Source organism: Hylemonella sp. P2_B10, assembly GCF_056404875.1.
The window spans coordinates 667,604-693,656 of record NZ_JBFUDE010000001.1; the positions used below are offsets into that span (position 1 = coordinate 667,604).

At 66.5% G+C, this 26,053-nt stretch carries 29 protein-coding genes; 3 read left to right on the top strand and 26 right to left on the bottom strand.

What is annotated here, in order from left to right; genetic code table 11:
• Nucleotides 1-6 precede the first annotated feature (6 nt).
• Both AC1DX2_RS03245 and rlmB read right to left on the bottom strand, forming a co-directional pair.
• Nucleotides 7-819, bottom strand: coding sequence for a class I SAM-dependent methyltransferase (locus tag AC1DX2_RS03245; protein ID WP_477194847.1), 813 nt, complete (start codon nt 817-819; stop codon nt 7-9).
• Between the two features lie 99 nt (nt 820-918).
• Nucleotides 919-1,695: a 23S rRNA (guanosine(2251)-2'-O)-methyltransferase RlmB gene (gene rlmB, locus AC1DX2_RS03250; protein ID WP_477194848.1), complete on the bottom strand. Its 777-nt coding sequence runs from the start codon at nt 1,693-1,695 to the stop codon at nt 919-921.
• 206 nt (nt 1,696-1,901) lie between these two features.
• Here rlmB and AC1DX2_RS03255 point away from each other — a divergent pair, with 206 nt between their 5' ends.
• Entirely contained in the window at nt 1,902-2,069 is a 168-nt protein-coding gene (locus AC1DX2_RS03255) for a hypothetical protein (RefSeq protein ID WP_477194849.1), read from the top strand.
• Nucleotides 2,070-2,083: 14 nt separating this feature from the next.
• On the opposite strand, the gene AC1DX2_RS03260 is transcribed toward AC1DX2_RS03255, so the two are convergent.
• Entirely contained in the window at nt 2,084-2,761 is a 678-nt protein-coding gene (locus AC1DX2_RS03260) for an ABC transporter ATP-binding protein (protein WP_477194850.1), read from the bottom strand.
• Here AC1DX2_RS03260 and AC1DX2_RS03265 point away from each other — a divergent pair.
• Together AC1DX2_RS03265 and mnmH are read left to right on the top strand one after the other, a co-directional pair.
• Nucleotides 2,760-3,449 (top strand): arylesterase, encoded by a 690-nt coding sequence (locus tag AC1DX2_RS03265; protein WP_477194851.1) that lies wholly within the window; start codon nt 2,760-2,762, stop codon nt 3,447-3,449. The two genes, AC1DX2_RS03260 and AC1DX2_RS03265, sit on opposite strands and share 2 nt — an antisense overlap.
• Nucleotides 3,446-4,519, top strand: a complete 1,074-nt coding sequence (gene mnmH / locus AC1DX2_RS03270; protein WP_477194852.1) for a tRNA 2-selenouridine(34) synthase MnmH — start codon at nt 3,446-3,448, stop codon at nt 4,517-4,519. The genes AC1DX2_RS03265 and mnmH overlap by 4 nt, the downstream gene beginning before the upstream one ends.
• Before the next feature lie 9 nt (nt 4,520-4,528).
• Here mnmH and AC1DX2_RS03275 read toward each other — a convergent pair whose 3' ends face one another.
• From AC1DX2_RS03275 to scpB, 23 genes are all read right to left on the bottom strand, one after another.
• A complete protein-coding gene (locus tag AC1DX2_RS03275; RefSeq protein WP_477194853.1) occupies nt 4,529-4,717 on the bottom strand; it encodes a hypothetical protein in 189 nt (62 codons plus the stop codon).
• A gap of 83 nt (nt 4,718-4,800) precedes the next feature.
• Nucleotides 4,801-6,006, bottom strand: a complete 1,206-nt coding sequence (locus tag AC1DX2_RS03280) for a PLP-dependent transferase (protein ID WP_477194854.1) — start codon at nt 6,004-6,006, stop codon at nt 4,801-4,803.
• 6 nt (nt 6,007-6,012) lie between these two features.
• Nucleotides 6,013-6,537 carry a phosphoribosyltransferase gene (locus AC1DX2_RS03285; RefSeq protein WP_477194855.1) on the bottom strand — a complete coding sequence of 175 codons (525 nt, stop codon included), beginning with the start codon at nt 6,535-6,537 and terminating at the stop codon, nt 6,013-6,015.
• A gap of 53 nt (nt 6,538-6,590) precedes the next feature.
• Nucleotides 6,591-7,967, bottom strand: a complete 1,377-nt coding sequence (locus AC1DX2_RS03290) for an adenylosuccinate synthase (RefSeq protein WP_477194856.1) — start codon at nt 7,965-7,967, stop codon at nt 6,591-6,593.
• Between the two features lie 51 nt (nt 7,968-8,018).
• Nucleotides 8,019-9,167, bottom strand: a complete 1,149-nt coding sequence (locus AC1DX2_RS03295; RefSeq protein WP_477194857.1) for an ATP phosphoribosyltransferase regulatory subunit — start codon at nt 9,165-9,167, stop codon at nt 8,019-8,021.
• 70 nt (nt 9,168-9,237) lie between these two features.
• Nucleotides 9,238-9,567 carry a low molecular weight protein tyrosine phosphatase family protein gene (locus tag AC1DX2_RS03300; RefSeq protein WP_477194858.1) on the bottom strand — a complete coding sequence of 110 codons (330 nt, stop codon included), beginning with the start codon at nt 9,565-9,567 and terminating at the stop codon, nt 9,238-9,240.
• A gap of 14 nt (nt 9,568-9,581) precedes the next feature.
• Nucleotides 9,582-9,734 carry a hypothetical protein gene (locus AC1DX2_RS03305; RefSeq protein WP_477194859.1) on the bottom strand — a complete coding sequence of 51 codons (153 nt, stop codon included), beginning with the start codon at nt 9,732-9,734 and terminating at the stop codon, nt 9,582-9,584.
• Between the two features lie 144 nt (nt 9,735-9,878).
• Nucleotides 9,879-10,067, bottom strand: a complete 189-nt coding sequence (locus AC1DX2_RS03310) for a DUF2065 domain-containing protein (protein ID WP_477194860.1) — start codon at nt 10,065-10,067, stop codon at nt 9,879-9,881.
• A gap of 13 nt (nt 10,068-10,080) precedes the next feature.
• Nucleotides 10,081-10,983, bottom strand: coding sequence for a protease modulator HflC (gene hflC, locus AC1DX2_RS03315; protein ID WP_477194861.1), 903 nt, complete (start codon nt 10,981-10,983; stop codon nt 10,081-10,083).
• 12 nt (nt 10,984-10,995) lie between these two features.
• The gene (hflK, locus tag AC1DX2_RS03320) at nt 10,996-12,378 is read right to left on the bottom strand and encodes an FtsH protease activity modulator HflK (protein ID WP_477194862.1); all 1,383 of its coding nucleotides are present in this window, start codon (nt 12,376-12,378) and stop codon (nt 10,996-10,998) included.
• A gap of 17 nt (nt 12,379-12,395) precedes the next feature.
• Entirely contained in the window at nt 12,396-13,586 is a 1,191-nt protein-coding gene (gene hflX / locus AC1DX2_RS03325; protein ID WP_477194863.1) for a GTPase HflX, read from the bottom strand.
• Between the two features lie 66 nt (nt 13,587-13,652).
• Nucleotides 13,653-13,898, bottom strand: a complete 246-nt coding sequence (hfq, locus tag AC1DX2_RS03330; protein ID WP_477194864.1) for an RNA chaperone Hfq — start codon at nt 13,896-13,898, stop codon at nt 13,653-13,655.
• Between the two features lie 181 nt (nt 13,899-14,079).
• Nucleotides 14,080-15,417, bottom strand: a complete 1,338-nt coding sequence (gene der / locus AC1DX2_RS03335; RefSeq protein WP_477194865.1) for a ribosome biogenesis GTPase Der — start codon at nt 15,415-15,417, stop codon at nt 14,080-14,082.
• Nucleotides 15,418-15,438: 21 nt separating this feature from the next.
• On the bottom strand, nt 15,439-16,566 hold the full coding sequence (bamB, locus tag AC1DX2_RS03340) for an outer membrane protein assembly factor BamB (RefSeq protein ID WP_477194866.1): 1,128 nt from the start codon (nt 16,564-16,566) through the stop codon (nt 15,439-15,441).
• Between the two features lie 11 nt (nt 16,567-16,577).
• Nucleotides 16,578-17,312, bottom strand: a complete 735-nt coding sequence (locus tag AC1DX2_RS03345; RefSeq protein WP_477194867.1) for a YfgM family protein — start codon at nt 17,310-17,312, stop codon at nt 16,578-16,580.
• Nucleotides 17,313-17,325: 13 nt separating this feature from the next.
• Complete coding sequence (hisS, locus tag AC1DX2_RS03350) at nt 17,326-18,639, bottom strand: histidine--tRNA ligase (protein WP_477194868.1); 1,314 nt, start codon at nt 18,637-18,639, stop codon at nt 17,326-17,328.
• Nucleotides 18,640-18,647: 8 nt separating this feature from the next.
• Nucleotides 18,648-19,934 (bottom strand): flavodoxin-dependent (E)-4-hydroxy-3-methylbut-2-enyl-diphosphate synthase, encoded by a 1,287-nt coding sequence (gene ispG / locus AC1DX2_RS03355; RefSeq protein WP_477194869.1) that lies wholly within the window; start codon nt 19,932-19,934, stop codon nt 18,648-18,650.
• A 1-nt stretch (nt 19,935) separates the two neighbouring features.
• Nucleotides 19,936-21,138 (bottom strand): helix-turn-helix domain-containing protein, encoded by a 1,203-nt coding sequence (locus tag AC1DX2_RS03360; RefSeq protein WP_477194870.1) that lies wholly within the window; start codon nt 21,136-21,138, stop codon nt 19,936-19,938.
• The gene (pilW, locus tag AC1DX2_RS03365; protein WP_477194871.1) at nt 21,131-21,961 is read right to left on the bottom strand and encodes a type IV pilus biogenesis/stability protein PilW; all 831 of its coding nucleotides are present in this window, start codon (nt 21,959-21,961) and stop codon (nt 21,131-21,133) included. Before pilW ends, AC1DX2_RS03360 begins: the two co-directional genes overlap by 8 nt.
• Nucleotides 21,962-21,978: 17 nt before the next feature.
• A complete protein-coding gene (gene rlmN, locus AC1DX2_RS03370; RefSeq protein WP_477194872.1) occupies nt 21,979-23,121 on the bottom strand; it encodes a dual-specificity RNA methyltransferase RlmN in 1,143 nt (380 codons plus the stop codon).
• A 7-nt stretch (nt 23,122-23,128) separates the two neighbouring features.
• Nucleotides 23,129-23,554 (bottom strand): nucleoside-diphosphate kinase, encoded by a 426-nt coding sequence (gene ndk / locus AC1DX2_RS03375; RefSeq protein ID WP_477194873.1) that lies wholly within the window; start codon nt 23,552-23,554, stop codon nt 23,129-23,131.
• Between the two features lie 108 nt (nt 23,555-23,662).
• The gene (locus tag AC1DX2_RS03380; RefSeq protein ID WP_477194874.1) at nt 23,663-25,270 is read right to left on the bottom strand and encodes a pseudouridine synthase; all 1,608 of its coding nucleotides are present in this window, start codon (nt 25,268-25,270) and stop codon (nt 23,663-23,665) included.
• A complete protein-coding gene (gene scpB, locus AC1DX2_RS03385) occupies nt 25,267-26,040 on the bottom strand; it encodes an SMC-Scp complex subunit ScpB (protein WP_477195751.1) in 774 nt (257 codons plus the stop codon). Before scpB ends, AC1DX2_RS03380 begins: the two co-directional genes overlap by 4 nt.
• Between the last annotated feature and the right edge of the window lie 13 nt (nt 26,041-26,053).

The following is a 26,053-nucleotide window of genomic DNA, read 5'->3' on the forward strand; positions in this document are numbered from 1 at the left end:
CCTTGCTCATCCTCCCGCCACGATCACATGCGCCTGAATCTTGCCGGCCACCGGGCCATCGCCATGGCGGCTGGCGATCGCCTCGGCCGCCCGCTCCGTGGCCAGCGCAAGCGAACCGGCGTCGCGTGCCTCGATTTCGTTACGCAACGGCGTGCCCTGGCAATAGGCGGTGGCGACAGCGCGTGCCGAGGACGCGCGACTGACCTTCTCGCGCGTGTCGATCTGGATATCGGCAAACCCTGCACGGCTCAGATCCTCGCGGATCAACGCAACATCGTGGTAGCCGTGCGGCGTGCGGGCCAGGAAGCGCGGCGGGTCGTGCGCAAACAAGGCGGCGACGGCGTTGGTGACCTCATCGGCAAAAGCATTCTCCTCAATACGGTCCCAGACGCTGAAGACAAAGCGTCCACCGGCCTTCAGCACGCGGCGCGCCTCGGCATAGCCGGCCACCCGGTTGGGAAAGAACATGGCGCCAAACTGGCAGCAGACGACGTCGAACGAGGCGTCTTCAAACGGCAGGGCCAATGCGTCCGCCTGCCGCCAGGTGATGCGGCTGTCGGCTCCCTGCCGGCTGGCGGCATAGTCGAGCATGGGTTGGTTGAGGTCGGTCACCACATAGCGCGCGTCGGGCGCGAGCTGCGGCGCCAGCGCCCGCGTGACCGCGCCGCTGCCGGCCGCCGTTTCAAGCACCGAGCCGGGCGAGTAGCCGGCAACCAGGTGTGCCGTGTCGGCCGCATAAGCCTCGAAAATCAGGGGCACCATCAAGGTGTCGTAAGACTTCGGAATCGACCCCGCGAACAGCTTGTCGCTCTCAGCCATGAGACCCCCTTGAAAGCCCTGCATCGGCCATCGTGTCCCATTGTGGCCACGCCCTCCAGCCCCGTCAATATTGGCTTGATCCCCCGCGCAACTTGACTGTCAAGGCAGGGCGCGTTGCCGCAAAGCCTCGTACAAGCAAACGCCTGAAGCGACTGACACGTTCAGGCTCTCCACCGCACCACGCATCGGAATGCTGACCAGCTCATCGCAGGTCTTGGCTGTCAGTTGGCGCATGCCAGCACCCTCGGCGCCCAGCACCAGCGCCACCGGGCCTTTCAGATCCACCTGGTACAGCGTCTTGGCATCGACCGAATCGCTGGTGCCGATGATCCAGATGTTGCGCTCCTTCAGCTCGTTGAGCGTGCGCGCCAGGTTGGTCACCATGAAGTAAGGCACTGTCTCGGCCGCGCCGCTGGCCACCTTGGCCACGGTGGCGTTGATGCCGGCGGCATGGTCCTTGGGGGCGATCACCGCATGCGCGCCGGCGCCATCGGCCACGCGCAGGCAGGCGCCCAGGTTGTGCGGGTCGGTCACACCGTCCAGCACCAGCAGCAGCGGCTGCACACGCTCAGCCGCTGGCAGGCCTTCGTTGGCGGCCTCCAGCTGCTCCAGCAGTTCGTCCAGCGAATGCACCTGCTCCTGGGGTTGCACGCGTGCGGCCACGCCCTGGTGGCCATGGCTGCCGGCCAGCTTGGCCAGGCGCAGGCCATCGGCCTCGATCAGCCGCACACCGGCCTCCTTCACCTTGTCGATGAATTGGCGCATGCGGGCGTCGCGCCGCGTCGGCTCGTAATAGATCTCGATGATGGACTGGGGCGCGGTTTTCAGCCGCACGCCCACGGCATGGAAGCCGAACAGGACTTTGGGGGAAGACATGTGCCAATTATCGACGCAGTCTGCGCCAACGCATGCGGGCCAGCCGGTTGGCGGGGATCCTGACCGAGGACCGGCAACTGCGGCGAAGCGACTGATCTGCACGGTGAACACCCGCCAGATCACACTTGGACACAATTGAGCCCATACCGCCTGCACGAGTGGGCGCACGATGTGGCATGACACTTGAACCTCACTACAACTGGAACATGCCATCCAGAGCACTGGGCAAAGACACCTACGTCACCCGTGAAAAATTGACCGAGACGCAGGCTACCAAGTCCAACCCAGATGCATGGCCGGTCATGTGCACCTTCGAGATGCTGCCGGTGGAAGATTACGCCGTAACGGTCAATGGTGCGCTGAATCGGCACTGACCCCCCAGTCGCAATCAGGCCAGCACCTGACCCGCCTCGATGGTGATGCGGTGCTCGCAACGCTCCGCAATGCCCCGGTCGTGCGTGACCAGCACCAGCGTGGTCCCCAGCTCGCGGTTGAGCGCGAACATCAGCTCCATCACCTTCTCGCCGGTGGCAAAGTCCAGGCTGCCGGTGGGCTCGTCGGCCAGCAGCACCGCCGGCTGCACCACGAAGGCCCGGGCCAGCGCCACGCGCTGCTGTTCGCCGCCGCTGAGCACCTTGGGGTAGGAACTCAGCCGCGCGGACAGGCCCACACGGGCCAGCATGTCGCTGGCGGCCTTGCGCGAGTCCTTGCGCGCGGCCAGCTCCAAGGGCAGCATCACGTTTTCCAGCGCCGTCAGGTTGCCCAGCAGCTGGAAGCTCTGGAACACGAAGCCCAGCTTGCTGGCGCGCACGCCGGCGCGGGCGTCCTCGTCCAGCGCAAACAGGTCCTGGCCGGCCAGCTTCACCGTGCCACGTGTGGGGGTGTCCAAACCGGCGATGATGGACAGCAGCGTGCTCTTGCCCGAGCCCGAGGCGCCCACAATGGCGGCGGTTTGGCGTTCGCGCAGTGAAAAATCAATATCGCGCAAAATGTCGAGCGTGCCGGTGGAGTCGGTGACGGACTTGAACACGTGCTCCACGGAGATGATGGTTGCTGATTCAGACATGAGGTTTCTTGTTTTGCTACGACGACACTTTATCGCGGCTACGGCCCTGTTCCTGACCACGGGGCCATTCCTGGGGGCATTGGCGACGGAAAAAGCTGCGTTGGGCTCCCCCCCTACCCCTTCGGCGGCCACCAAGACCATCCTGGTGGTGGGTGATTCGCTCAGCGCCGAATACGGCCTGCAGCGCGGCACCGGCTGGGTGGCACTGCTGGCGCAACGGCTGCAGGCCCAGAAGCCAGCCTACACGGTACTCAACGCCAGCATCAGCGGCGACACCACCGCGGGCGGCGTGTCGCGCCTGCCCCGGCTGCTGGCCCAGCACAAACCGGCTGTGGTGTTGATCGAGCTGGGCGCCAATGATGCGCTGCGTGGCCTGCCGCTGAAGGACACCGAAGCCAACCTGGCGCAGATGACGCAAGCCGCGCAGGCGGCCGGCGCCAAGGTGCTGCTGGTGGGCCAGCAGGTGCCGCCCAATTACGGCGCCGACTACAACCAGCGCTTCGCCGCCGCCTACCAAAGCGTGGCCAAGGCGCGCAAGGCCGGCTTGGTGCCCTTCTTTCTGAAAGGTGTGGCCGACCAGGCGGATACGCTAAAGCTGTTCCAGGCCGACCGCATCCACCCCACGGCCGCAGCCCATCCGCAGTTGCTGGACAACGTCTGGGTGGAGCTGAAGAAGCTGCTCACATGAGCCTGGTCGTTATCACCGCCGAACAGGCGTTGCAGCAGCTCGACCAGTTCGACGCCATCCTCGACGCCCGCAGCGAGGACGAGCACGCTGAAGACCGCCTGCCCGGTGCCGTCAACTGGCCGACGCTGAGCAACGAGGAGCGCCGCATCGTCGGCACCACTTACAAGCAGATTGACGCCTTCGAGGCTCGCAAGCGCGGTGCGGCCATGGCGGCGCGCAACATCGCCGCCCACATCGAGCGCGAGGTGCTGGACAAACCCAAGAGCTGGAAGCCACTGGCCTATTGCTGGCGCGGCGGCCAGCGCAGCGGCGCGCTGGCCGCCATCCTGGACCAGATCGGCTTTCGCGTCACGCTGCTGCAAGGCGGCTACAAGGCCTACCGCAGCGCGGTGCTGCGCGAGTTGCCGGCGCTGGCGCAGGGGCGGCTGAGTTACAGGGTGATCAGCGGCGCCACCGGTTCAGGCAAGACGCGGCTGCTGCATGCGCTGGCCGCTGCCGGCGCCCAGGTGCTGGACCTGGAGGGGCTGGCCAACCACCGCAGCTCGGTGCTGGGGGCGGTGCCGGGGCAACCCCAGCCGTCGCAAAAGCAATTCGAATCGCGCCTGTGGCAGACCCTGCGCAACCTGGACCCGGCGCGGCCGGTGTTTGTGGAGAGCGAGAGCCGCAAGATCGGCAACGTGGCCGCTCCGCTGGAGCTGATGGACGCCATGCGCACCAGCCCCTGCCTGAACCTGGAGATGCCGCTGGACGAGCGCGTGGCCCTGCTGCTGGAGGACTACGCCTACTTCCTCGACCAGCCCGAAGTGCTGTGCGAACGCCTGCAGGCGCTGACGGCGTTGCGCGGCAAGAAGCTGGTGGAGCACTGGCAGGCACTGGCACGCGCTGGCCAGTGGACCGACATGGTGCACGAGCTGTTGCAACAGCACTACGATCCGGCCTACCAGCAGTCGCAGCGCCGCAATTTCAACCAGTCGGGGGAGATGCAGCCGCTCATGGCCGCGAGCCGTTCGCCACAGGAATACGCCCGCCTGGCGGCTGAATTGCTCAGCCAGGGCGCCATGCGCAGTTAAGGCAGCGGCTCAGGGCTGGGCAGGCGGCGTGGCGTTGCCGTCGGCCGGCGCACCGGGCTCAGCCCCGGCTTCATCGCCGTCGCCCTGCTCGGGCACGCCCGACTTGCGATCGGCCTTGGCCTTGAGCTTGTCTTCCTTCTTGCGCTTTTTCGCCAGTTCTTTCTGGCGTTTTTCGTAACCGTAGTTGGGTGTTGCCAATGTCTTCTTTCTTCAGGTTGCGATCACTTTAACACCACCCGGCCCCCGCCGGCTAGCGAAAAAACGGCGAACGCCGCCAGCGCTCAGGCCAGCGCCGCGCGCAACGCCTGGGCCAGGTCGGCCTGCAGGTCGGCCACCGACTCCAGGCCAACGAAAAAGCGCACCACGGTGCCCTGTTTCAACCCGGCCGGCCAGCGCTGGCGCATGGCCATCAGTTCATACGGCACCACCAGGCTGATGGGGCCGGCCCAGCTGTAACCCAGCCGGAACAGTTTCAGCCCGTCGCAAAACGCATCCACCTGGGCCTGCGTGTATTTGGCGGCTATCACCACCGTGAACAGCGCCGCCGCCGTGCCCGGGCCGCCGCCGGTCAGCGCCTGCCAATGCGCATGCCCTGGGGAGTCTGGCAAAGCCGGGTGTAGCACCTGGACGAACTGCGGCTGCGCCTGCGCCCAAACGGCCAGCTCGCGCGCCGCCTGGTCGTGCGCCCGGTAGCGCAGGCTGATGCTGGGCAGGCCGCGCAACACGCCTTCGGCGTCGTTCGCACCCACCGCCAGGCCCAGCCGCATGTGGGTGAGCTTCAGCTGCATGTGCAGCTTGGGGTCGCGGGTGACGATGCTGCCCATCATCACGTCGCCACCACCGCTGGGGTATTTGGTCAGTGCATGAATGGTCAGGTCCACACCCAGGTCGCCCTGGCCCGGGGTCAGGTCGAAGGCGTTGAAGGCCAGGCCGGCACCCCAGGTGTTGTCCAGCACGCTGGTGACGCCGCATTCGCGGCACAGCCGCGTCTGCGCTACCAGGTCGGGGAACTCCAGCGTCACCGAGCCAGCGGCTTCCAGCCACACCAGCCGGGTCTTGGGCGTGATCTTGCTTGCGAGGTCTTGCACGTCCATGGGGTCGTAGACCTGGTGGCTGATGCCCCAGTCGCGCAACTCGCCCAGCGCCAGGATCTTGTTGTTGTTGTAGACGTTGTCCGGCAACAGCACCTCGTCACCGGCTTTCAACAACGACAGGTTGACCAGGGCGATGGCCGCCAGGCCGCTGGGCACCAGCAGGCACTGGGCACCGCCTTCCAGCGTGCACAGGCGCTCTTCCAGCAGGAAGGTGGTGGGCGTGCCGTGCAGGCCGTAGGTGTAGCCGCTCTTGTCCTTCCACTCGCGGCTGCGCATCTCGGCCACGGTGTTGAAGAACACCGTGGAGGCCTTGAACACGCCAGGCTGTGGGGCCTCAAAGCCGCCGGGCGGCGTGTAGGGGTGGTGCAGCAGTTCGGTGGAGATGTCGCGCATCGGTGCTCAGACACTCCACTTTTGGATCAGTTGTTCGGGACGCATGGCATCGTAACTCTCGAACGGCTGGTGGATCCACGGGTTGGTGGGCAGGAACTCCACCTGGTAGTCCGGCGTGAAGGTGGACAGCGCCTTGGTCCAGATCACCGCGCTGCGCAGCTCGGTGATGGGTGAGTAGTTGTTGCGCAGCATGTGGATGACGGCGTTCAGCGTGTGGCCGGAATCGGCCAGGTCGTCCACCAACAGCACCTTGCCGGCGATTTCGCCCTTGGGCGTGGTGATGTAGCGGGCGATGTCCAGGTGGCCCTGGATGGTGCCGGCATCGGCCCGGTAGGAGCTGGTGGACATGATGGCCAGCGGCTTGTCGAACACGCGCGACAGGATGTCGCCCGGGCGCATGCCGCCGCGCGCCAGGCACAGGATGGTGTCGAACTGCCAGCCCGACTGGTGGACCTTGATGGCCAGCTTCTCGATCAGGTTGTGGTACTCGTCGTAGCTCACATACAGGTGTTTGCCGTCTTCGGTCAGCATGGGGTGGAACTCCTGGTTTTTCTTGCGATGGGTGGAAGGGGTGGGGAGCCGGCTTACTGGGCCAAATACGGGTGACGCATCATGATGGTGTGGTCGCGGTCCGGGCTGGTGGAAATGATATCAATCGGCACCCCGGTCACCTGCTCGATGCGCTGCAGATACAGGCGCGCGGCAATCGGCAGCTCGTCGTACTTGGTCACGCCCACGGTGCTCTGGGTCCAGCCTTCCATCACCTCGTAGATCGGCTTGCAGCGGGCGATGTCGTCGGCACCCATGGGCAGGATGTCGGTGACCTGGCCGTCCAGCTCGTAGCCGGTGCACAGCAGCAGCTCCTTGATACCGTCCAGCACGTCCAGCTTGGTGATGCACAGGCCCGACAGGCCGTTGACCTGGGCCGAACGCTTCAGCAGCGCGGCGTCAAACCAGCCGCAACGGCGCGAGCGGCCGGTGGTGACGCCCTTTTCGGCCCCCACGGTGCTCATGTGGTAGCCGGGCGTGCCGGGGGTTTCCCAGTCCAGCTCGGTGGGGAACGGGCCGCCGCCCACGCGCGTGCAATAGGCCTTGGTGATGCCAAGGATGTAGTGCAGCATGCCCGGCCCCACGCCGGCACCGGCGGCGGCGTTGCCGGCCACGCAGTTGCTGGAGGTCACATAGGGGTAGGTGCCGTGGTCCACGTCCAGCAGTGTGCCCTGGGCACCTTCGAACAGCAGGTTGACGCCGTCGCGGTGGGCGTCGTTGAGCTCGCGCGACACGTCGGCCATCATGGGCTTGAGCAGTTCAGCGTGCTTCATGGCTTCGGCGTACACCGGCTCGAACTGCACCTGGCCATCCTTCAGGTAGGGCTTGAGCGCATCGCCAAACACGAAGGCGGCCGAGCCCAGGTAGGTGGTCAGCACGTGGTTGTGCAGGTCCAGCAACTCCTTGAGCTTGGCGGCGAAGCGCTCGGGGTGCTTCAGGTCCTGCACGCGCAGCGCGCGGCGGGCGATCTTGTCCTCATACGCCGGGCCAATGCCACGGCCGGTGGTGCCGATCTTCTCGGTGCCACCCTTTTCGCGCGCGGCCTCGCGGGCCAGGTCCAGCACGGCGTGGAACGGCAGGATCAGCGGGCAGGCCTCGCTGATGCGCAGGCGCGAGCGCACCTCCACGCCGACCTTTTCCAGCCCCTCGATCTCTTCGAACAGCTTGCCCGCCGACAGCACCACGCCATTGCCGATGTAGCACTTGACGCCCGGGCGCATGATGCCGCTGGGGATCAGGTGCAGCGCGGTCTTGACGCCATTGATGACCAGCGTGTGGCCGGCATTGTGGCCACCCTGGAAACGCACCACGCCTTGAGAGTATTCAGTCAGCCAGTCCACCAGCTTGCCCTTGCCCTCGTCGCCCCACTGGGTGCCGACGACGACCACATTGCGGCCTTTGGTTGTGTTCATGTGAAGAATCGGATGAAAAGTGAAAAAACGGTTGGCCAGGGGTGCCGCGCTTCAGAGCGCCTGCACCACCCAGCGGCCCTGGGCCTGCAGCAGCTCGCGGTCGCAGTGGAACTCGTCCACCTCGCTCTCATGGCCGGGCAGCACGCAGACCACGGTTTCGCCGCGCTCGCGCAGCGCGGCTATTGCCCCGCGCAGCTCGGGTGACTCACTCCATGGGGCCCTGATGGCGGCGCGCAGCGCGCGCGGCGCCACCACCGGCACCAGCGCCTTGATGTCCAGGCTGAAACCTGCCGCCGGACGCTTGCGGCCAAACACCGCGCCGACCTCGTCATAGCGGCCGCCGCGCGCCAGCGCGTCGTGTGCGCCGGGGGCGTAGATGGCGTAGCGCACGCCGGTGTAATAGGCATAACCGCGCGAATCGGCCAGGTCAAAGCTGACGCGGGTGCCGGGCAACTGGCTGGCCAGCCAATGCAGGTTGGCCAGCGCCGGCGCCACCTCGGGAAAGGCGGCCAGCGCTTTGCCGGCCTCGGCCAGCACGGCACCATCGCCATACAGGCCCACGAGCGCCAGCAGGCCCTGGCGTGAGGCCTGGGGGAAGTCTTTGGTCAGGCTGGCCAGACCGGCGGCATCCTTGGCGGCCAGCGCGGCATGCACCTGCGACAGCGCTTCGGCATCGGCTGGCACGCCATGCAGCAGCGCCTTGACGATGCGGGCGTCCGCCATGTCCACGCTGGCGCCCTGCACCTGCGCCACCTTGACGCAGTCCAGCGCCAGTTGCAGCGCCTCCAGGTCGGCCTCCAGCCCGGCATGGCCGTAGATCTCGGCGCCAAACTGCAGCGGTTCACGGGTGGCATAGGGGCCGTCGGGCCGGGTGTGCAGCACCGGGCCGCAGTAGCACAGGCGGGTGACCCCCTGGCGGTTCAGCAAATGGGCATCGATGCGGGCCACCTGCGGCGTGCTGTCGGCCCGCAGGCCCATCATGCGGCCGGAGAGCTGGTCCACCAGCTTGAAAGTCTGCAGATCCAGCGCCTTGCCGGTGCCGGTCAGCAGCGACTCCAGGTGTTCCAGCATAGGGGGCATCACCAGCTCGAAGCCATAGCACCGGGCCATGTCCAGCAGGTCTCTGCGCAATTCTTCGATGTGCCTCGCCTCGGAAGGCAATACATCGGCTATGTGATCCGGCAGGACCCAGGCGGACATGGAAGTTTGGGGAGGCTGTTAAAAACGGTATTTTACCGGGTGGTTAGCCTGTTCCCCTGGCCACGCTGCCTCATTGGTGCGGCAGGTGACGGCCCACCTTGGCTTCAAGGAGCTTCACAAGCTCCGGTGCCATGTACGCATAGTTATCGGGAATGTCCAGGCAGATGACGCGCGCCTTGCCCATGTAAGGCCTGAACTTCGAGGCCAACTTGCTCCGGTGTGCGCGCTCCATGACGAAAATGATGTCCGCCCAACTCACCAGTTCGGGTGTGACCGGGTTCTCGGCGTCATGGTTCAGACCGGCGGAGCTGCACGCGATGTCCTGGCGCGTGGAGAAAACCTGCTCAGCCGTTGGACTTCGCAGGCGATTCTGGCTGCAGATGAAGAGTACGTGCTTCAAGAAAACGTATCAACTCAAGGTGTCTTGGCGTGATGGGTGTGCTTGTCCGTGGCAGCATCCGCCCCCTCCCCCTCCAACGGACACAACCACCAATTGAGCACCTGCACCACCGCAACCAGCGGCACGCAAAGCACGATGAAACTCGCCAGGGCGTCGTAATTCGACATGGGCGTACCTGTGTGACAGCATTTTTTAAGGATCGATCCAGGTGTTATCGGTCCCCGCGCCCCCGTTCATGAGCGCGAAAACCCACCATTTATGCGGTCATTATCAGGCAATGCCGGGGCCGGCACGGGCTGGATGCGGATCCGTCAGGTCAGCAGCAGGATCAGCGCCAGGCCCAGCAGCACGCTGCACAGGCCAAAGAAACGGATCTGGCCGTCCTGCATCTGCAGCAGTTGCAGGAAGGCCTTGCGCCAGCCCGAGGGTGACAGGAAGGGGAACAGCCCTTCCAGCACCAGCCACAGGCCCAGGGCCAGCCACAGCGCGTCGCTGTTCATGGCCGCTGCCTGCTTACTTCTTGCCGGCCGGTGCGGCGGCGCCACCGCCGCGGAAGGTCTTGAAGAATTCGTTGCTGGACGGGTCCAGCACCAGCACATCGCTCTTCCTCGCCAGGCTGACCTTGTAGGCCTCCAGGCTGCGGTAGAACTGCGCAAACTGCGGGTCGCGGCCGAAGGCGTCGGCATAGATGCGGGCGGCTTCGGCGTCGCCCTCGCCCTTGGTCTTTTGCGCGTCGCGGTAGGCGTTGGCGATGGTGATTTCGCGCTGGCGGTCGGCATCGGCGCGGATCTTTTCGCCCTCGGCACCGCCGGTGGAGCGCAGCTCGTTGGCCACGCGGTTGCGCTCGGCCTTCATGCGGCCGTAGACCGATTCGGTGATGGCATCCACGTAGTCGGCTCGGGTGATGCGCACGTCTACCACGTCCACGCCCCAGGGCTTGGCGCCGCGCACTTGGGCCAGCACTTCCTTCTTGACGTCGGCCATCAGGGTTTCGCGCTTGGTGGACAGCAACTCGCGCACCGTGCGCTTGTTGATCTCTTCCTGGAAGGCATTGCGCACCACGCGCGCCAATTGGCTGGCGCCAGCGGCCTCGTCCTGCCCCACGTTGCGGATGTACTGGGTGGGCTCCGAGACGCGCCAGCGCACGTACCAGTCGATCACCACGCGCTGCTTTTCAGCCGTCAGCATGGGTTCGGAGTCGTTGCTGTCCAGCGTCAGCAGACGCTTGTCGATGTAGGTCACGTTCTGGAACGGCGGCGGCAGCTTGAAGTTCAGGCCGGGTTCGGTGATGACGTCCTTGATCTGCCCCAGGGCATAGACCACGCCGAACTGGCGCTGGTCGACCACAAACAAGGTGGAACTCGCCAGCATCAGCAGCACGAGCACGGAGGTAATGATGAATCCAATCCGGTTCATGGCAGCGGGCTCCTAGCGTGCTTCGCGGTCACGGGTGCGGGACCCGTCGCGCGTGCGTGAATCGGGGGAAATGGGTGGCGCCAGGGCCGGGCTCTGCGGCGACGGCGTCACGTTGACGGTACCGGACGGCAGCACCGAGCTGTCGTTGGCGGCGGCCAGCTGCATGACCTTGTCCAGCGGCAGGTACAGCAGGTTGGAGCCCTGCCGGGAATCCACCACCACCTTGGTGACGTTGGTGTAGATCTGGGCCATGGTGTCCAGGTACATGCGGTCGCGCGTCACCTGGGGGGCCTTCTGGTACTCGGCCAGCACCGAGCGGAAGCGCTGGGCATCGCCCTGGGCCTGCGCGACGATACGGGACTTGTAGGCTTCGGATTCTTCCTTGTAGCGCGAGGCGGTACCGACAGCGCGCGGAATCACGTCGTTGGCGTAGGCCTGGGCCTCGTTCTTGACCTTTTCGCGCTCCTGGCCGGCCTTCAGCACATCGTCGAATGCGGCCTGCACCTGCTCGGGCGGGCGCACGCCGCCTTGCTGCAGGTTGATGCCCACGACCTCGATGCCGACCTTGTACTGGTCCAGAATCCGCTGCATCAGCACGCGCACGCGCGGACCGATCTGGTCGCGCTCGTCGGACAGCGCGGAATCCATGCGCATCTTGCCCACCACCTCGCGCACCGCCGTCTCGGCGGCCTGCACCACGGCCTCGGCCGGGCTCTTGCTCTCGAACAGGAAGGCGCGGGCGTCGTTCAGGCGGTATTGGACGGCGAATTTGATGTCGACGATGTTCTCGTCCTCGGTCAGCATGGCCGACTCGCGCAGGCCGGTGGCCTTGCTGATGATGTCGCGGCCCACGTCCACCGAACGTATCTGCGTCACGTACACCAGCTCATGGCGCTGCACCGGGTAAGGCAGGCGCCAGTTGAAACCGGCACCCACAGTGCCCTTGTAGCGGCCGAATTGCGTGATGACGGCCTGCTGGCCTTCCTGCACGATGAAGAAGCCGGTGCCCATCCAGATCACGAACACCACCAGCAGGATCAGCGACACGCCGATGCCGGCATTGCGCATGTCGGGCTTGTTGCCGTCGCCGCCGGAGCCATTGGGGCCATTGGGGCCATTGGGCCGGGCGCCGCGCTTGCCACCAAACAGGCCACTGAGCTTGCGGTTGAAATCGCGCCACATTTCGTCCAGATCCGGCGGGCCCTGGTTCGGGCCCTGGCCGCGCGGCGGCTCGCCTTCCTGGTGCGCAGGGCGCGTGGGCTGCGGGCCCTGTGCGCCATTTGCGCCCTGTACGCCATCATTGCGGCCCCAGCGCGGGTCGTTCAGGTTGAACATGCCACGCAAACGCCCAGCCAGGCCAGCCAGGCGCGGGGTTCGTTTGAAGAAATGCATCATGCGTCTCGTTTGTAAACTCAAGCTATTGTGCCAAGTCCGCTGCCAAATCCGGCATTGTCGCCGTATTCAGCCCCCTCTAAAGCCTCCTGCGCCGCCGCACCCACCACCTGGGCCAGGTGCTGGCGCAGCGCCGGCAACCCCTCGCCGGTGCCGGCGCTGACCCAGATTCTGGGGGTTTGCTGGCCATCGAGGTCGAAACTGTCTTGCAGGTGCAGGGGCCGGCGCTCGTTTTCAAGGGCGTCGAGCTTGTTGAACACCAATAACTGCGGCACGTCCTGCGCGCCGATCTCGGCCAGCACGCGCTGCACCTCGGCAATCTGCTCGGGCCAGTGGGGGTTGGCGGCGTCCACCACATGCATCAGCAGGTCGGCGTCCACCGCCTCCTGCAAGGTGGCCTGGAAAGCCGCCACCAGGCCGTGCGGCAGGTCGCGGATGAAACCCACGGTGTCGGACAGCGACACCGAGCGGGCGGCCTCGCCCAGGTACAGGTTGCGGGTGGTGGTGTCCAGCGTGGCAAACAGCTGGTCGGCGGCGTAGGCACGCGCCTTGACCAGCGCGTTGAACAGCGTGGACTTGCCGGCATTGGTGTAGCCCACCAGCGAGATGTTGAAGGCGTCGCGCCGCTCGCGGTGGCGCCGCTGCGTCTGGCGCTGGCGCTTGACCTTGACCAGCCGCTCCTTGGTGCGCTTGATGGCGTCGCCGATCATGCGGCGGTCCAGCTCGATCTGCGTTTCACCCGGGCCACCGCGCATGCCGATGCCGCCGCTTTGGCGCTCCAGGTGCGACCAGCGGCGCACCAGGCGCGTGCTCAGGTATTGCAGTTTGGCCAGCTCCACCTGCAGCTTGCCTTCGTGGCTGCGGGCGCGCTGGGCAAAGATTTGCAGGATCAGCAGCGTGCGGTCGTTCACCGGCAGTTCCAGCAGGCGCTCCAGGTTGCGCTGTTGCGCCGGGCTGAGTGACTGGTCGAACAGGATTTCCTGCGCGCCGTGCTGGGCCGCCAGCAGCTTGATCTCTTCGGCCTTGCCGCTGCCCACGAACAGCGCCGCATCTGGCGCGCGCCGCTTGCAGGTCAGCCGCGCCACCGGCTGCAGGCCGGCGGACTCGGCCAGCAGGCCCAGTTCTTCCAGCTCGCTGTCGAAATGGGGCAAGCCCAGATCGACCCCGACCAGGATGGTGGGGGTCGCGGGGCGGTCAGGCAAAGCGCTCAAATTTCGGGATGTCTGGCAGGATGGCTGAAGTGCCGCGGCGACGGCCAGCTACCCGGCCAGCCCGCATCAAGCGGCAGCGGAATCGCCCTCGGCCGTCGCGAAGTTGACGGCGCGGCCCGGCACGATGGTGGAGATGGCGTGCTTGTACACCATCTGGGTCACCGTGTTGCGCAGCAGAACGACGTATTGATCGAACGACTCGATCTGGCCTTGCAGCTTGATGCCGTTGACCAGGTAGATGGAGACCGGCACATGCTCGCGGCGCAGGGCGTTGAGGAAGGGGTCTTGCAAAAGTTGACCTTTGTTGCTCACGATATTCTCCGTGTTCAAGAAATGTTGTTATTGAAGGTTCCGAACTTACCACAGCAAAACGAAATTTCGCCGGAAGAGTTGCAATTCACGCTCTAATAAAGTGGGCACTGCGCGGGAACTATCACCCAAGTGGCGCATCGCTGAACAGCAAAAAGGCGCATCAGTGCGCCAGCGTACAGTGTCAGTTGTCCCGGTCGGCGTAGGGATTGGTCGAGCTCTTCATCTGAATGCGCAGCGGCGTGCCCGTGAGGTTGAATTCCTTGCGGAAGCGCCCCTCCAGGAAGCGCTTGTAAGCGTCGGTAACGTGCTCCAGCGAGTTGCCGTGGATAATGATGATGGGCGGGTTCATGCCGCCCTGGTGCGCATAACGCAGCTTGGGCCGGTACATGCCGGACTTCTTGGGCGTCTGGTACTGCACCGCCTCCAGCAGCAGGCGTGTCAGCACCGGCGTGGGCATCTTGCGGTTGGCGGCCTGGTAGGCTTGCGTGATGGAGGTCCACACCGGCCCCAGCCCTTGGCGCTTCTTGGCCGAGATCAGGTGCAGCGCGGCGAACTTCAGGAAGGCCAGCCGCGTCTCGATGGAGCGCTGCACCAGCTCGCGCTGGTAGGCGTCCACCGCGTCCCATTTGTTGATGGCCAGCACCACGGCACGGCCGCTTTCCAGGATGTAGCCGGCGATGTGGGCGTCCTGGTCGGTCACGCCCTGGGTGGCATCCAGCAGCAACAGCACCACGTTGGCCGACTCGATGGCCTGTAGCGTCTTGACCACCGAAAACTTCTCGATCGCCTCGAACACCTTGCCCTTGCGGCGCAGACCGGCGGTGTCGATCAGCTCGAACTTCTGGCCGTCGCGCTCGAACGGCACCGAGATGGCGTCGCGCGTGGTGCCTGGCAGGTCAAACGCCACCAGCCGCTCCTCACCCAGCCAGGTGTTGATCAGCGTGGATTTGCCCACATTGGGGCGGCCGGCCACAGCCAGCTTGATGACGCCCTCTTCAGCAGCAGCCTCTTCGTCCTCATCGGGCAGGTTCAGCGGCGCCAGCGCCAGCTCCACCAGGTCGCGTATGCCCTGGCCGTGCGCGGCCGAAATGGGGTAAACCTCGCCCAGGCCGAGCTCGAAAAACTCGACCAGCTGCACGCCCTCTTTCATGCCTTCGGCCTTGTTGGCCACCAGCACGCAGGGTTTGCCTAGCCGGCGCAGGTATTTGGCGATGTCGTGGTCCTGGGCCGACAGGCCCTCGCGCGCATCGACGACGAAGATCACCACGTCAGCCTCAGCCACGGCCTGCTGGGTCTGGCGCGCCATCTCCTTGTAGATGCCGCTGGTGGCATCCGGCTCGAAGCCGCCGGTGTCGATGACGATGTACTCGTGCTTGCCCTGCTTGCCGTTGCCGTAGTGGCGGTCGCGCGTCAGGCCGGCGAAATCGGCCACGATGGCGTCGCGCGACTTGGTCAGCCGGTTGAACAGCGTGGATTTGCCCACATTGGGGCGGCCAACCAGGGCCAGGACGGGCTTCATGGCAGGCCTTGTGTGCTCGGCTTACTCCGGCTTGAAGCCGTAGATGCCGCCGTTTTTGGTCACCACGACCAAGGTGTTGCCCGCCAGCACGGGCCCGCCCACGATGGCCGAGCCGTCGGTGTTGACGCGGTTCAGCACGGCGCCGTCTTCCTTGGCGATGAAGTGCAAGGTGCCGTTGTTTTCGCCAAAGGCCAGGGCCTTGCCCACCACCACCGGCGCGGTCAACCCATGGCGCAGGAAGCGCTCTGAGACCCAGGCACGGTCGCCGTCCAGGCGCTTCCAGGCGATCACCTTGCCGTCGGACTCGGTGCCATAGACCAGGCGCTCGTCCATCGTCAGCCCTTCAGCGCCGATGGCCGGCTTGGTCCACATCAGTTGCCCGCGCGAGGTGTTGACGCAGCCCACGGCGGTCTGGAACGAGCGGGCGCACATGATGTCGCCGTCGCGGCCCACGCGCACCACCAGGTCCACCAGGCGCTCGACGTCGTTGGTGCCGCGCGAAAAGCCCACCACCGGCTCCCATTTGGAGACGCCGTTGGCCGGATTCATGCCCACCAGGCGGCCGGAGACGCCGCTGATCAGCGTGTCGCCACTGCCCACCACCAGCACGCCGGCCTGGCTCAGCACCAGCGGCTCGCCGGCGCGCGGTTGGCTCCACAGCCTGCGGCCGGAAGCAGCGTCGAAGGCGATGACGGTGCGGTCGGCGCTCAGCACGAACACGCGGGCACCGGCCACCAGCGGCGCGGTGAAGGTGTAGGCGGCCAGTTTCTGGCGCCAGATCTCGCGCCCGCCATCCAGCGTCACCAGGTCATTGCTGGTGGTGACCACGGCGGCGTAACGGCCATCGGTGCCGACACCGGCCGACAGCGTGGCCTTGACCTGGGTGCGCCACACCTCGCCGCCGGTGCGCGTGTCCAGCATCAGCACGGTGCCGTCGGAACTGGCCACCGCCGCGTTGTTACCCACCAGCTTGACGTCCAGCGGGAAATTGACCGGGCCGATCTTGGTCGACCAGGCCTGGCGCACGGCCAACAGGCCGGGGTTGGCACCCAGCTCAACCGGCGGAGGTGCCTTGGAGCCACTGCAGGCGGCCAGGGTCAGCGCCGCCAGCGCCGACATCAACATGGCGCCCAGCGTCCGACGATGCATGCTTGGGAAACTCACTTTTTGCTCTCCGTGCTGGCCGCTGCGGCAGGCGCAGCGGCGGGGGTCTTGTCAGTGGCCGCGGCAGCGGGGGTGGTCTTCACGGCGTCTTTGGGGTTCACGCCCAGGCTATTGAGCTTGAACTCGACCAGCGCGCGGTATTCGTTGCGCTCGCCCATGGCCTTGTAGGCCTTCAGGTATTCGTCGCGCGCGGCGTCTTTCTTGCCTTGCAGCGACAGCACATCGCCCTTGCGGTCGGCCACCAGGCCCTCGAAGCCCGCCGGGAAGCTGCCGGCCAGCAGGGCCAGTGCCTCGTCATACGACTTGGCTTCGGCCAGCAGGCCAGCCAGGCGCAGCTTGGCCAGTGCCTGGTAGCCCTCGTCCGAGGACTTCTCGGCCACCCATTGCAGCGCCGCCTTGGCGGGGTCGACCTTGCCGGCCTCGTAGTAGGTCTTGGCGGCCAGCAGCGCGGCCTGCTGGGCAAAGGTGGTGCCGCCGAACTTGTCCTTCATGTCGGCCAACGCCCGGTCCAGCTTGGCGGTGTCCTTGGCGCGGGTGGCGTCCAGCACGCTGTCAAACATGGCCGAGGCCTGGGCGGCCTGGTCGCGCTGCCACTTCTGGTAGAAGTTCCAGCCGGCAAAGGCGGCCAGGATGACCACCAGCACGCCGGTGATCAGGTTCCCCCACTGGGCCCAGAAATGCTTGAGCTGGTCCAGCTGTTCTTGTTCTTCGAGATCGAGATGGTTTGCCATTGCAGAAAATTCGTTAAGTCCGCGATTGTAGGGTGTGCGCCCAGGAGGCCACATCCGCCAGCGAATGGCTGCGCTGGGCGCCACTGCCATCGCGCAGCGCCTTGACCGTGACCTCGCCGCGCGCCAGCTCATCGGCGCCAAAAATCAGCGCATGGGCGGCACCGCTGCCGTCGGCGCGTTTGAACTGGGACTTCATGCTGCCCTGGCCGTCGGCCGTGGCGCCGTGCATCTGTACCGTGACACCGGCCGCGCGCAGCGCCTGCAGCACCGGCAGCGCCTGGGTGTAGGCGGTGGCGTCGGGCACGATGGCATAGGCGTCGGGCATCTGCTGCGTCTCGGCCTCGCCTTGGGTCTTCAGCAGCTCCAGCACGCGCTCCATGCCCATGCCCCAGCCCACGGCCGGCGTGGGCTTGGCGCCCAGCAGCTCGAACAGGCCGTCGTAGCGGCCACCGCCGCACAGCGTGCCCTGGGCACCCAGCTCGTCGGTGATGAACTCGAACACCGTGTGGCTGTAGTAGTCCAGCCCGCGCACCAGGCGCGGGTTGACGCTCCAGGCCACGCCACAGGCGGTGAGAAAGCCCTTGACGGCGTCGAAATGCTTCAGCGAGGCCTCGCCCAGATACCTCAGCAACTGCGGCGCCTCCTGCACCATCTGCTGCATGGCGGGGTTCTTGGTGTCCAGGATGCGCAGCGGGTTGGCATGCAGGCGGCGCTGGGCGTCGCCGTCCAGCAACTCGGCGTGTTTTTCAAAGTGGGCAATCAGCGCGGCGCGGTGCGCCTGACGCTCTGCGGACAAGCCCAGGCTGTTCAACTCCACCCGCACGCTGCGCACGCCCACGCGCTTGAGCAGCGTGTGCGCCACCAGCATCTGCTCGGCATCGGCCTCGGGGCCGGCAAAGCCCAGTGCCTCCACACCCAGCTGGTGGAACTGGCGATAGCGGCCACGCTGCGGGCGCTCGTGGCGGAACATCGGGCCCATGTAATACAGCCGCTTGGGGCCGTCGTAGGTGAGGTTGTGCTCGATGGCGGCGCGCACCACGCCGGGGGTGTTCTCGGGGCGCAGTGTCAGCAGCTCGCCGTTCAGCCGGTCCTCGAAGGAGTACATCTCCTTCTCGACAATGTCGGTGGTCTCGCCGGTGCCTTTGACGAACAGCGGTGTGTACTCGACGATGGGCGTGCGTATGGTGCGGTAGGCGAAAGTCGCCATGGTGTCGCGGATGTGCTGCTCGAACCACTCCCAGCGCGCCGAATCCGGCGGCAGGATGTCGTTCATGCCCTTGACCGCAGTCAATCGTTCAGACCGCGCTGAACCTGTTTTCTCAGCCATAAATCCTGTCAGGCGGGTTGCTCGGCCGCTTGCTGGCCAAACCGCTTTTCTATGTAGTCTTCCACGATGGCGTGGAACTCGTTGGCAATGTTGTCGCCGCGCAGCGTCAGGCGCTTTTCGCCGTCGATGAACACCGGCGCGGCCGGGGCCTCGCCGGTGCCGGGCAGGCTGATGCCGATGTCGGCGTGCTTGCTCTCGCCCGGGCCATTGACGATGCAGCCCATTACCGCCAGCTTCATGTTTTCCACGCCGGGGTACTTCTTGCGCCACACCGGCATCTGGGCGCGCAGGAAGTCGTCGATCTGCTTGGCCAGCTCCTGGAAGGTGGTGCTGGTGGTGCGCCCGCATCCCGGACAGGCGGTGACGCTGGGCACGAAACTGCGCAGGCCCAGCGACTGGATGATCTCGGAGGCGATCACCACCTCCTGCGTGCGCGACTCTCCGGGCTGCGGCGTCAGCGACACGCGGATGGTGTCGCCAATGCCCTCCTGCAACAGGATGGAAAGCGCCGTGGCGGAGGCCACCGTTCCCTTGGTGCCCATGCCAGCCTCGGTCAGGCCCAGGTGCAGCGGGTAGTTGCAACGCCTGGACAGCTCGCGGTAGACGGAAATCAGGTCCTGTACGCCGCTGACCTTGCACGACAGCATGATCTGGTTGGCGGCCATGCCCATCTGCTGCGCCAGCCTGGCGGATTCGAGCGCAGAGGTGATCAACGCCTCGTACATCACCGGCTTGGCGCCCCAGGGCTCCGTGCGGCGGCTGTTGGCGTCCATCAGCTCGGCCAGCAGTTCCTGGTCCAGGCTGCCCCAGTTCACGCCTATGCGCACCGGCTTGTTCCAGCGCAGGGCGGCCTCGATCATCTGGCCGAACTGCTTGTCGTGCTTGTCACCCTTGCCGACGTTGCCGGGGTTGATGCGGTACTTGGACAGCGCCTGCGCGCAGTCGGGGTAATCGGTCAGCAGGCGGTGGCCGTTGTAGTGGAAGTCGCCAATCAGCGGCACGTCGATGCCCATGCGGTCCAGCTGCTCGCGGATGTAGGGCACGGCCTGCGCGGCCTCGGGCGTGTTGACGGTGATGCGCACCAGCTCGGAGCCGGCCACGGCCAGCTCCTTGACCTGGATGGCGGTGCCTATGGCGTCCACCGTGTCGGTGTTGGTCATGGACTGGATGCGCACCGGCGCGTCACCGCCCACGGTGACCACCCTGCTGCCCCAGGTCACCTGGGCCTGCAGGCTGTGGCGCGCCTTGGGCGCGGCAGCGTCAATCGGGGCGTCAATGGGAACAGCGGTCTGCAACTTACTTCACCTCAAATCGGGCCACGTTCTCGCGCGCCACGGGCGCCAGATCGAACGCCTTGCCACGCACCAGCACCTCGGTGCCATCGGCCTTGCCCACAGTCACTTTCAGCGGCGTGGCGCCGGACACCGCCGCCACCTCGCCGGAGGCCAGTACCTTGTTCAGCACCGAAACGCCACGCGCATCAATCACCGACACCCAGGACGCTGCCTTGGCCTTCAGCACCAGGGTGCCGGACGAGGCGGCAAAGGCCACCGGCTGCGAAGCGGCAGACGCAGCGGTGGGCGCAGCGGCCTGAGCCGGCGCGGAAGCCGGCTTGGTCGACGCTACCGGCGCGGAAGCCGGCTTGATCGCGGCCACCTGCGTGGAAGCCGCTTTCACCGGCGCTGCCGGCACCGAGGCCGGCTTGGTGGCAGACAGTGCCTGCGAGGTACGCGGCTGTGCCGCACTGGCAGGCGCCGGAGCTGCCGTGACAGCAACCGATGCGGCACGGGCCGGCGGGATGACCTGGGGTGCCTGCTGCACAGGCGCCGGTGCAGGTGCCGCCAACGGCTTGGCAACCGGCTGCGGAGCGGCAATCGTCGGCGCGGGCGCCAGGGGCTGCTGCGCAGGTGTTTCCACCACCGTGCCGGCCGGCGGCGCGTCGGGCGACTGCACCACCAGCATCTGGCCGGGCTTTTCCGGCAACACCGGGTCGGCCGCGCTGCTGCTGACGGGCTCGGTACGGGCATGCGGATACAGGTAGATGCCCACCATGCCCAGCACCAGCGCGCCCACCGCCATCACCGGCCAGGACAATTTGTCGAGCAGGCCGGGGCCGGGGCCGTCAGAGGGTGAGCGGAACGGCGCGTCGATGCCACGCTCGTTGTCCTTCAATTGGGGCTTGTTGGACTGCGGCAGTTTTTCCAGCACCGGGCGCGGGTCGATCTTCAGCGTGCGGCACACGCCAGCGGCCAGCGCACGGGCGAACACCGCGTCGGGCAGCAGGTCGAAGCGGTCGGCCTCCAGCGCTTCCAGCTTGGCCACCGGCACTTTCATGGCCACTGCCAGCGCGGCAATGTGCAGCCCGGCGGCCTCACGGGCCCCGCGCAGCAGGCCGCCGGCGGTCACCGGCGCTGGGGGTGGTGTGGGCGGTGCGGGAGGCACCGCGGGTGGCACGCTGGGTGCCGCAGCGGCGTCCAACGCGCCGGAATCGTCAGTCATTGAATGCACTCCGCTCCGCCAAGCCGGCTTCGCGCGACTTGGGGTACCTCTTCTTCAGTTGCTCAGCCAGTTGCTGCACGCCGTCATTGTTCTGCAGGCGGCGCTCGATCTTGGCGCCCAGCCACAGCGATTCGGCATTGGCCAGTTCGCTGTTGTTCAGGCGGCGCACGTAAAACTGGGCGCGCACGAAGTCGCCGCGCTGGTACAGCAGGTTGGCCAGGTTGAAGCCGGTGACCGGGTTGCCGGCGTCCAGCTCGTAGGCCTTGGTGAAGCTGGCCTCGGCCTCGCTGCGCTGACCGGCGCGCACCTGGCAGATGCCCTGGGTCATCCAGGTCTTGGCCTTGTCGCCGTACTGCGGGTTGGCCAGGGCCTGGCCGAAGGTCTGTGCCGCCTCGGGGTAACGCCCCTGCTGGCACAGCATCCAACCCAGGTTGTGCACGATGTTGGCGTCCTGCGGGTCCAGCGCGACCGCGCGGCGGAAGCTGTCTTCAGCCAGCCGGGGGTCGTTCAGGCGCATGTAGATCAGGCCGCGCAGGTTGTAGGCCTGGGCAAAATTGGGGTCCGCCGTGATGGCCTGCTTCAGCTCGTCCAGCGCCACTGTGGTCTGGCCCTGCTCGAAATAGCCCACCGCCAGCTCCAGCCGGATGCGGGCGCGCTTGCGCGCTTCGGGCTCGTCGGAGGCGGTGACGATGTCGCCACTGCCAGTGCTGCTGCTGCCAGGCGCTGCCGGGCCGGCCTTGGAGGCGCAGCCGGCCAGGCCCGCCAACGCAACGGCGGAGAAACACAGGGCAAGCAGGCGGTGCTGGGCGGTGGCGTGAAACATTCGGTCTTCCCTCGCGATCAATTCGGCGGCGCGATATGCGACACCGGCTTGAGCATGACTGTACGCTGTTTCGCCATGCGTTCGCCCACACTGGTGCGGTCCTGCACGTCACCGGCCAGCTGGCCGCAGGCGGCGTCGATGTCGTCGCCACGGGTCTTGCGCACGGTGGTCACAATGCCGGCTTCGCTCAGGATGCGGGCAAAGGCCTCCACGCGCGCCTGCGGCGAGCGCAGCAGGCCGGATTCCTTGAACGGGTTGAAGGGAATCAGGTTGAACTTGCACCACACGCCACCGGTCTGGTGGCGCTTGACCAGCTCCACCAGCTGGCGCGCATGCTCGGGCTGGTCGTTGACGCCGTCCAGCATGCAGTACTCAAACGTGATGAAGTCGCGCGGTGCATGCGCCAGGTAGCGGTTGCAGGCGTCCAGCAACTCGGCGATCGGGTATTTCTTGTTCAGCGGCACCAGGTTGTCGCGCAGCGGGTCGTTGGGGGCGTGCAGCGACACCGCCAAGGCCACCGGGCAATCCTGCGCCAGCCGGTCCATCATGGGCACCACGCCCGAGGTGGAGACGGTGACGCGGCGGCGCGACAGGCCGTAGCCGTGGTCGTCCAGCATCACGCGCAGCGCAGGCACCAGGGCGCTGTAGTTTTGCAGCGGCTCGCCCATGCCCATCATCACCACGTTGGAGATGACGCGCTCCGAGGTCTTCAGGTGCTTGCGCAGGAAGTGTTCGGCAAACCACAGTTGGGCGACGATTTCACCCGTGGTGAGGTTGCGGCTGAAGCCCTGGTGGCCGGTGGAGCAGAAACGGCAGCCCACCGCGCAGCCGGCCTGGGAGGACACGCACAGCGTGCCGCGGTCGTCTTCGGGGATGAACACCGCCTCCACCGCGTCGCCATTGCCGACGTCGAACAGCCACTTGATGGTGCCGTCGCTCGACAGTTGCTGGGTGATAACGGTCAGGCCCTGGATGCAGGCCGTGGTCTCGAGCTTGCCGCGCAGGGACTTGGCGAGATCGCTCATCTCGCCGAAGCTGCTGGCGCCCTTTTGATGTATCCAGCGGAACAGCTGGGTGGCGCGAAAGCGTTTTTCACCCAGCCGCTCGCACAGCGCGGCCAACCCCTCGAGGTCGTAGTCGAGCAGATTGGCCAGCGCCATGGCGGGTTTAACGCGAATAGACGTTCATGCCGGGGAAGAAGAAAGCCACTTCCACGGCCGCGGTTTCGGGGGCGTCCGAACCGTGCACGGCATTGGCGTCAATGCTGTCGGCAAAGTCGGCGCGGATGGTGCCGGCGGCGGCCTTCTTGGGGTCGGTGGCGCCCATCAGGTCGCGGTTCTTCTGGATCGCGTTCTCGCCTTCCAGTGCCTGGATCATCACCGGGCCGGAAATCATGAAGTCCACCAGGTCCTTGAAGAACGGGCGTGCCTTGTGCACGGCATAGAAGGCCTCGGCCTCGCCACGCGACAGGTGCGCCATCTTGGCAGCCACCACCTTCAGGCCGGCAGCCTCGAAGCGGGCGTAGATCTGGCCAATCACGTTCTTGGCGACCGCATCCGGCTTGATGATGGAGAGGGTTCTTTCAATCGACATGTTGGTTTTCCTGAAATTGGGGTTATGGGAACAATTCGCCGCTTGAGGCAAAGCCTTGTATTTTAACCTGTCGCCATGACACCGTTGCCAAGGTGGATGCCAAATGGCTCAGCGCCCGCGGCCGCCACCGCCACGGCGCTGCCCGCCGCCAAAACCACCCCCGCCTCCACCACCGCCACCGCCGCCGCCCCCACCACCCCGGCGTGGGCCACCCTGGCCCGGACCCTGGCGCTGCTTGGTGAAGCTGTCGGCACCGATGTAGCCGAACGCGGTCTTCATCGGATCGGGCTGGGAATCCCCACCCCCTCCGCCACCACCGCCCTGCCCCCGGTTGCCGCGCTGCTCGTTGCGGTTGTTCTTGGAGCGGCCCTGGCCCTGGCCCTGGCCTTGTCCCTGACCAGGGCCGCGCGGCTGCTGCCCGCCCTGCGGCGGCTGGCCGTTGCCACGCTGGGGCTGGCCATTGCCGCCGCGCCCGCGCGGACCGCGCGAGCGGTTGCGCCTCGGCTGGCCGTCGCCGCCGCGCTCGGCGCCTTCGCCTTCGGGGCGGCCACCGGCGCGCTCTTCACGCGGGCGGCCGTCACGCGGTTCGGCGAGATTCGTCAGGGAACGGATTTCGCCGTCATCCAGCTCCACCCAGGCGCCGCGCTTCAAACCACGCGGCAGCACCATGGCGCCGTAGCGGATGCGGATCAGCCGGCTGACCGCATGGCCCACGGCTTCCATCAGCCGGCGCACCTCGCGGTGGCGGCCTTCGGAGATGGTGACGCGGTACCAGCAGTTGGCCCCCTCGCCGCCGCCTTCCTCGATGTTGCCGAACTGGCCCATGCCGTCGTCCAGCCGCACGCCTTCGAGCAGCCTTTTCTTCTCTTCGGCCGACAGCGCGCCCAGCACCCGCACCGCGTACTCGCGCTCCAGGCCGAAACGCGGGTGCATCAGCTTGTTGGCCAGCTCGCCCGAGCTGGTGAACAGCAGCAGGCCTTCGGTGTTCAAATCCAGCCGGCCCACCGACTGCCATTTGCCCTGGAAAAGCTTGGGCAGCTTGCGAAACACCGTCGGGCGGTTTTGCGGGTCGTCATGGGTGACCACCTCGCCCACCGGCTTGTGGTAGGCGATAACCCGGGGCGGCGGCGCGTCTATGCGTATGCGGATCGGCTTGCCGTTGACCTTCACGTGATCGCCAAACTGGATGCGCTGGCCGATGTGCGCCGGCTCGTTGTTGACGGTGATGCGCCCTTCCATGATGAGCTGTTCCATCTCCAGCCGCGAGCCCATGCCGGCCTGGGCCAGCACCTTGTGCAGCTTGGGGCTTTCGGCCTGCGGCAGCAGCACGCGCTTGGGGGGTGGCAGGTCGGTCTGTTCCTCGTCGGCGTCGAACTGGCCGGTCACCACATCGGCGAAGCGGTTTTCGAACACCTTGGGGGGCGCAGGTCCCCGGGCCGGGGCGGCGGCGCGTGGGCCTGAGCCGTAATCGTCGTCATCGTCCTCGTCGTGGTCGTCATCCCCATCGTCGCCTTCGTCGGCCTGCGCACGGGTGCGCGCCGGCGCTGGCGCCTCGGGCTCAACAGCGGGCTCAGCCGCGGGCGGGGCCGCGACGACTGGCGCGTCTGCCGCCGCCACGGGCTGCGGGGGCGCCTCGGACGTGACGGGCGGCAAGGCCTCAGGCTGCTCAGATGCCGTGGCCGAGGGCTGCGGGCCTTGCGGATGGTCGACCGTCATGGTGTAGTCCCGTTGTCGTTATGGAGGGGAGATGGGGTTTGCGCTTCAGCCGGCGCAGCGTCTGGCTGGGGCTCGGGGGGTTGGGGCTCGGCGTAGGGCTCTGGCTCGGGTTCCGTGGCCACCGGCCCGGTCTCTTCAAGCGGCGCGGCGTCCATGGCCAGCTCCGCCTGGCCGTCCTGCGCGGCTTGCGGCTCCGCCAGGCCGTCCTGCGCGGCGTCCACAAGGTCGTTCAAGGGGTCCAGGGCCGCGGTCATGGGTGTCGGGCCGTCCATGGTGGGCAGCTGGTCCAGCGACTGCAGGCCCAGGTCGTCCAGGAACTGCTTGGTGGTGGCATACAGGGCCGGGCGGCCCGCCGCTTCTCGGTGGCCGATCACCTCGACCCAGCCGCGGTCTTCCAGCTGCTTGAGCAGCAGCGAATTGATGGTGACGCCGCGAATGTCTTCCATGTCGCCGCGCGTCACCGGCTGGCGGTAGGCGATGATGGCCAGCGTCTCCAGCGTGGCGCGGGTGTAGCGCGGCGGCTTTTCGGGGTGCAGGCGGTCCAGGTATTCACGCATGTCCGGGCGGCTCTGGAAGCGCCAGCCAGTGGCGATGCTGACCAGCTCCACGCCCTTGGGCGACCACTCGTTCTGCAGGTCCTGCAGCAGGGTTTTCAACGTGTCGGCGCCCAGCGCGTCGGCAAACAGCGTGCGCATGTCGCGCACTTGCAGCGGCTGTTGAGAACAGATCAGGGCGGCTTCGAGTATGCGCTTGGCATCCGCCGTATTCATGGTCATGCGCTTA

What these genes read in the sequence shown, in the direction of transcription:
- AC1DX2_RS03245 (WP_477194847.1), bottom strand. Translation starts at nt 819, where the DNA reads ATGGCTGAGAGCGACAAGCTGTTCGCGGGGTCGATTCCGAAGTCTTAC.
- hisS (WP_477194868.1), bottom strand. Translation starts at nt 18,639, where the DNA reads ATGGCTGAGAAAACAGGTTCAGCGCGGTCTGAACGATTGACTGCGGTC.
- AC1DX2_RS03360 (WP_477194870.1), bottom strand. Translation starts at nt 21,138, where the DNA reads ATGACTGACGATTCCGGCGCGTTGGACGCCGCTGCGGCACCCAGCGTG.
- rlmB (WP_477194848.1), bottom strand. Translation starts at nt 1,695, where the DNA reads ATGTCTTCCCCCAAAGTCCTGTTCGGCTTCCATGCCGTGGGCGTGCGG.
- AC1DX2_RS03380 (WP_477194874.1), bottom strand. Translation starts at nt 25,270, where the DNA reads ATGACGGTCGACCATCCGCAAGGCCCGCAGCCCTCGGCCACGGCATCT.
- AC1DX2_RS03265 (WP_477194851.1), top strand. Translation starts at nt 2,760, where the DNA reads ATGAGGTTTCTTGTTTTGCTACGACGACACTTTATCGCGGCTACGGCC.
- mnmH (WP_477194852.1), top strand. Translation starts at nt 3,446, where the DNA reads ATGAGCCTGGTCGTTATCACCGCCGAACAGGCGTTGCAGCAGCTCGAC.
- rlmN (WP_477194872.1), bottom strand. Translation starts at nt 23,121, where the DNA reads ATGGCGCTGGCCAATCTGCTCGACTACGACCTCGAGGGGTTGGCCGCG.
- ndk (WP_477194873.1), bottom strand. Translation starts at nt 23,554, where the DNA reads ATGTCGATTGAAAGAACCCTCTCCATCATCAAGCCGGATGCGGTCGCC.
- AC1DX2_RS03280 (WP_477194854.1), bottom strand. Translation starts at nt 6,006, where the DNA reads ATGCGCGACATCTCCACCGAACTGCTGCACCACCCCTACACGCCGCCC.
- hflC (WP_477194861.1), bottom strand. Translation starts at nt 10,983, where the DNA reads ATGAACCGGATTGGATTCATCATTACCTCCGTGCTCGTGCTGCTGATG.
- AC1DX2_RS03295 (WP_477194857.1), bottom strand. Translation starts at nt 9,167, where the DNA reads ATGTCCGCCTGGGTCCTGCCGGATCACATAGCCGATGTATTGCCTTCC.
- scpB (WP_477195751.1), bottom strand. Translation starts at nt 26,040, where the DNA reads ATGAATACGGCGGATGCCAAGCGCATACTCGAAGCCGCCCTGATCTGT.
- AC1DX2_RS03255 (WP_477194849.1), top strand. Translation starts at nt 1,902, where the DNA reads ATGCCATCCAGAGCACTGGGCAAAGACACCTACGTCACCCGTGAAAAA.
- AC1DX2_RS03305 (WP_477194859.1), bottom strand. Translation starts at nt 9,734, where the DNA reads ATGTCGAATTACGACGCCCTGGCGAGTTTCATCGTGCTTTGCGTGCCG.
- der (WP_477194865.1), bottom strand. Translation starts at nt 15,417, where the DNA reads ATGAAGCCCGTCCTGGCCCTGGTTGGCCGCCCCAATGTGGGCAAATCC.
- hflK (WP_477194862.1), bottom strand. Translation starts at nt 12,378, where the DNA reads ATGATGCATTTCTTCAAACGAACCCCGCGCCTGGCTGGCCTGGCTGGG.
- AC1DX2_RS03285 (WP_477194855.1), bottom strand. Translation starts at nt 6,537, where the DNA reads ATGCTGACCGAAGACGGCAAACACCTGTATGTGAGCTACGACGAGTAC.
- AC1DX2_RS03260 (WP_477194850.1), bottom strand. Translation starts at nt 2,761, where the DNA reads ATGTCTGAATCAGCAACCATCATCTCCGTGGAGCACGTGTTCAAGTCC.
- pilW (WP_477194871.1), bottom strand. Translation starts at nt 21,961, where the DNA reads ATGTTTCACGCCACCGCCCAGCACCGCCTGCTTGCCCTGTGTTTCTCC.
- AC1DX2_RS03290 (WP_477194856.1), bottom strand. Translation starts at nt 7,967, where the DNA reads ATGAACACAACCAAAGGCCGCAATGTGGTCGTCGTCGGCACCCAGTGG.
- AC1DX2_RS03345 (WP_477194867.1), bottom strand. Translation starts at nt 17,312, where the DNA reads ATGGCAAACCATCTCGATCTCGAAGAACAAGAACAGCTGGACCAGCTC.
- bamB (WP_477194866.1), bottom strand. Translation starts at nt 16,566, where the DNA reads ATGCATCGTCGGACGCTGGGCGCCATGTTGATGTCGGCGCTGGCGGCG.
- AC1DX2_RS03310 (WP_477194860.1), bottom strand. Translation starts at nt 10,067, where the DNA reads ATGAACAGCGACGCGCTGTGGCTGGCCCTGGGCCTGTGGCTGGTGCTG.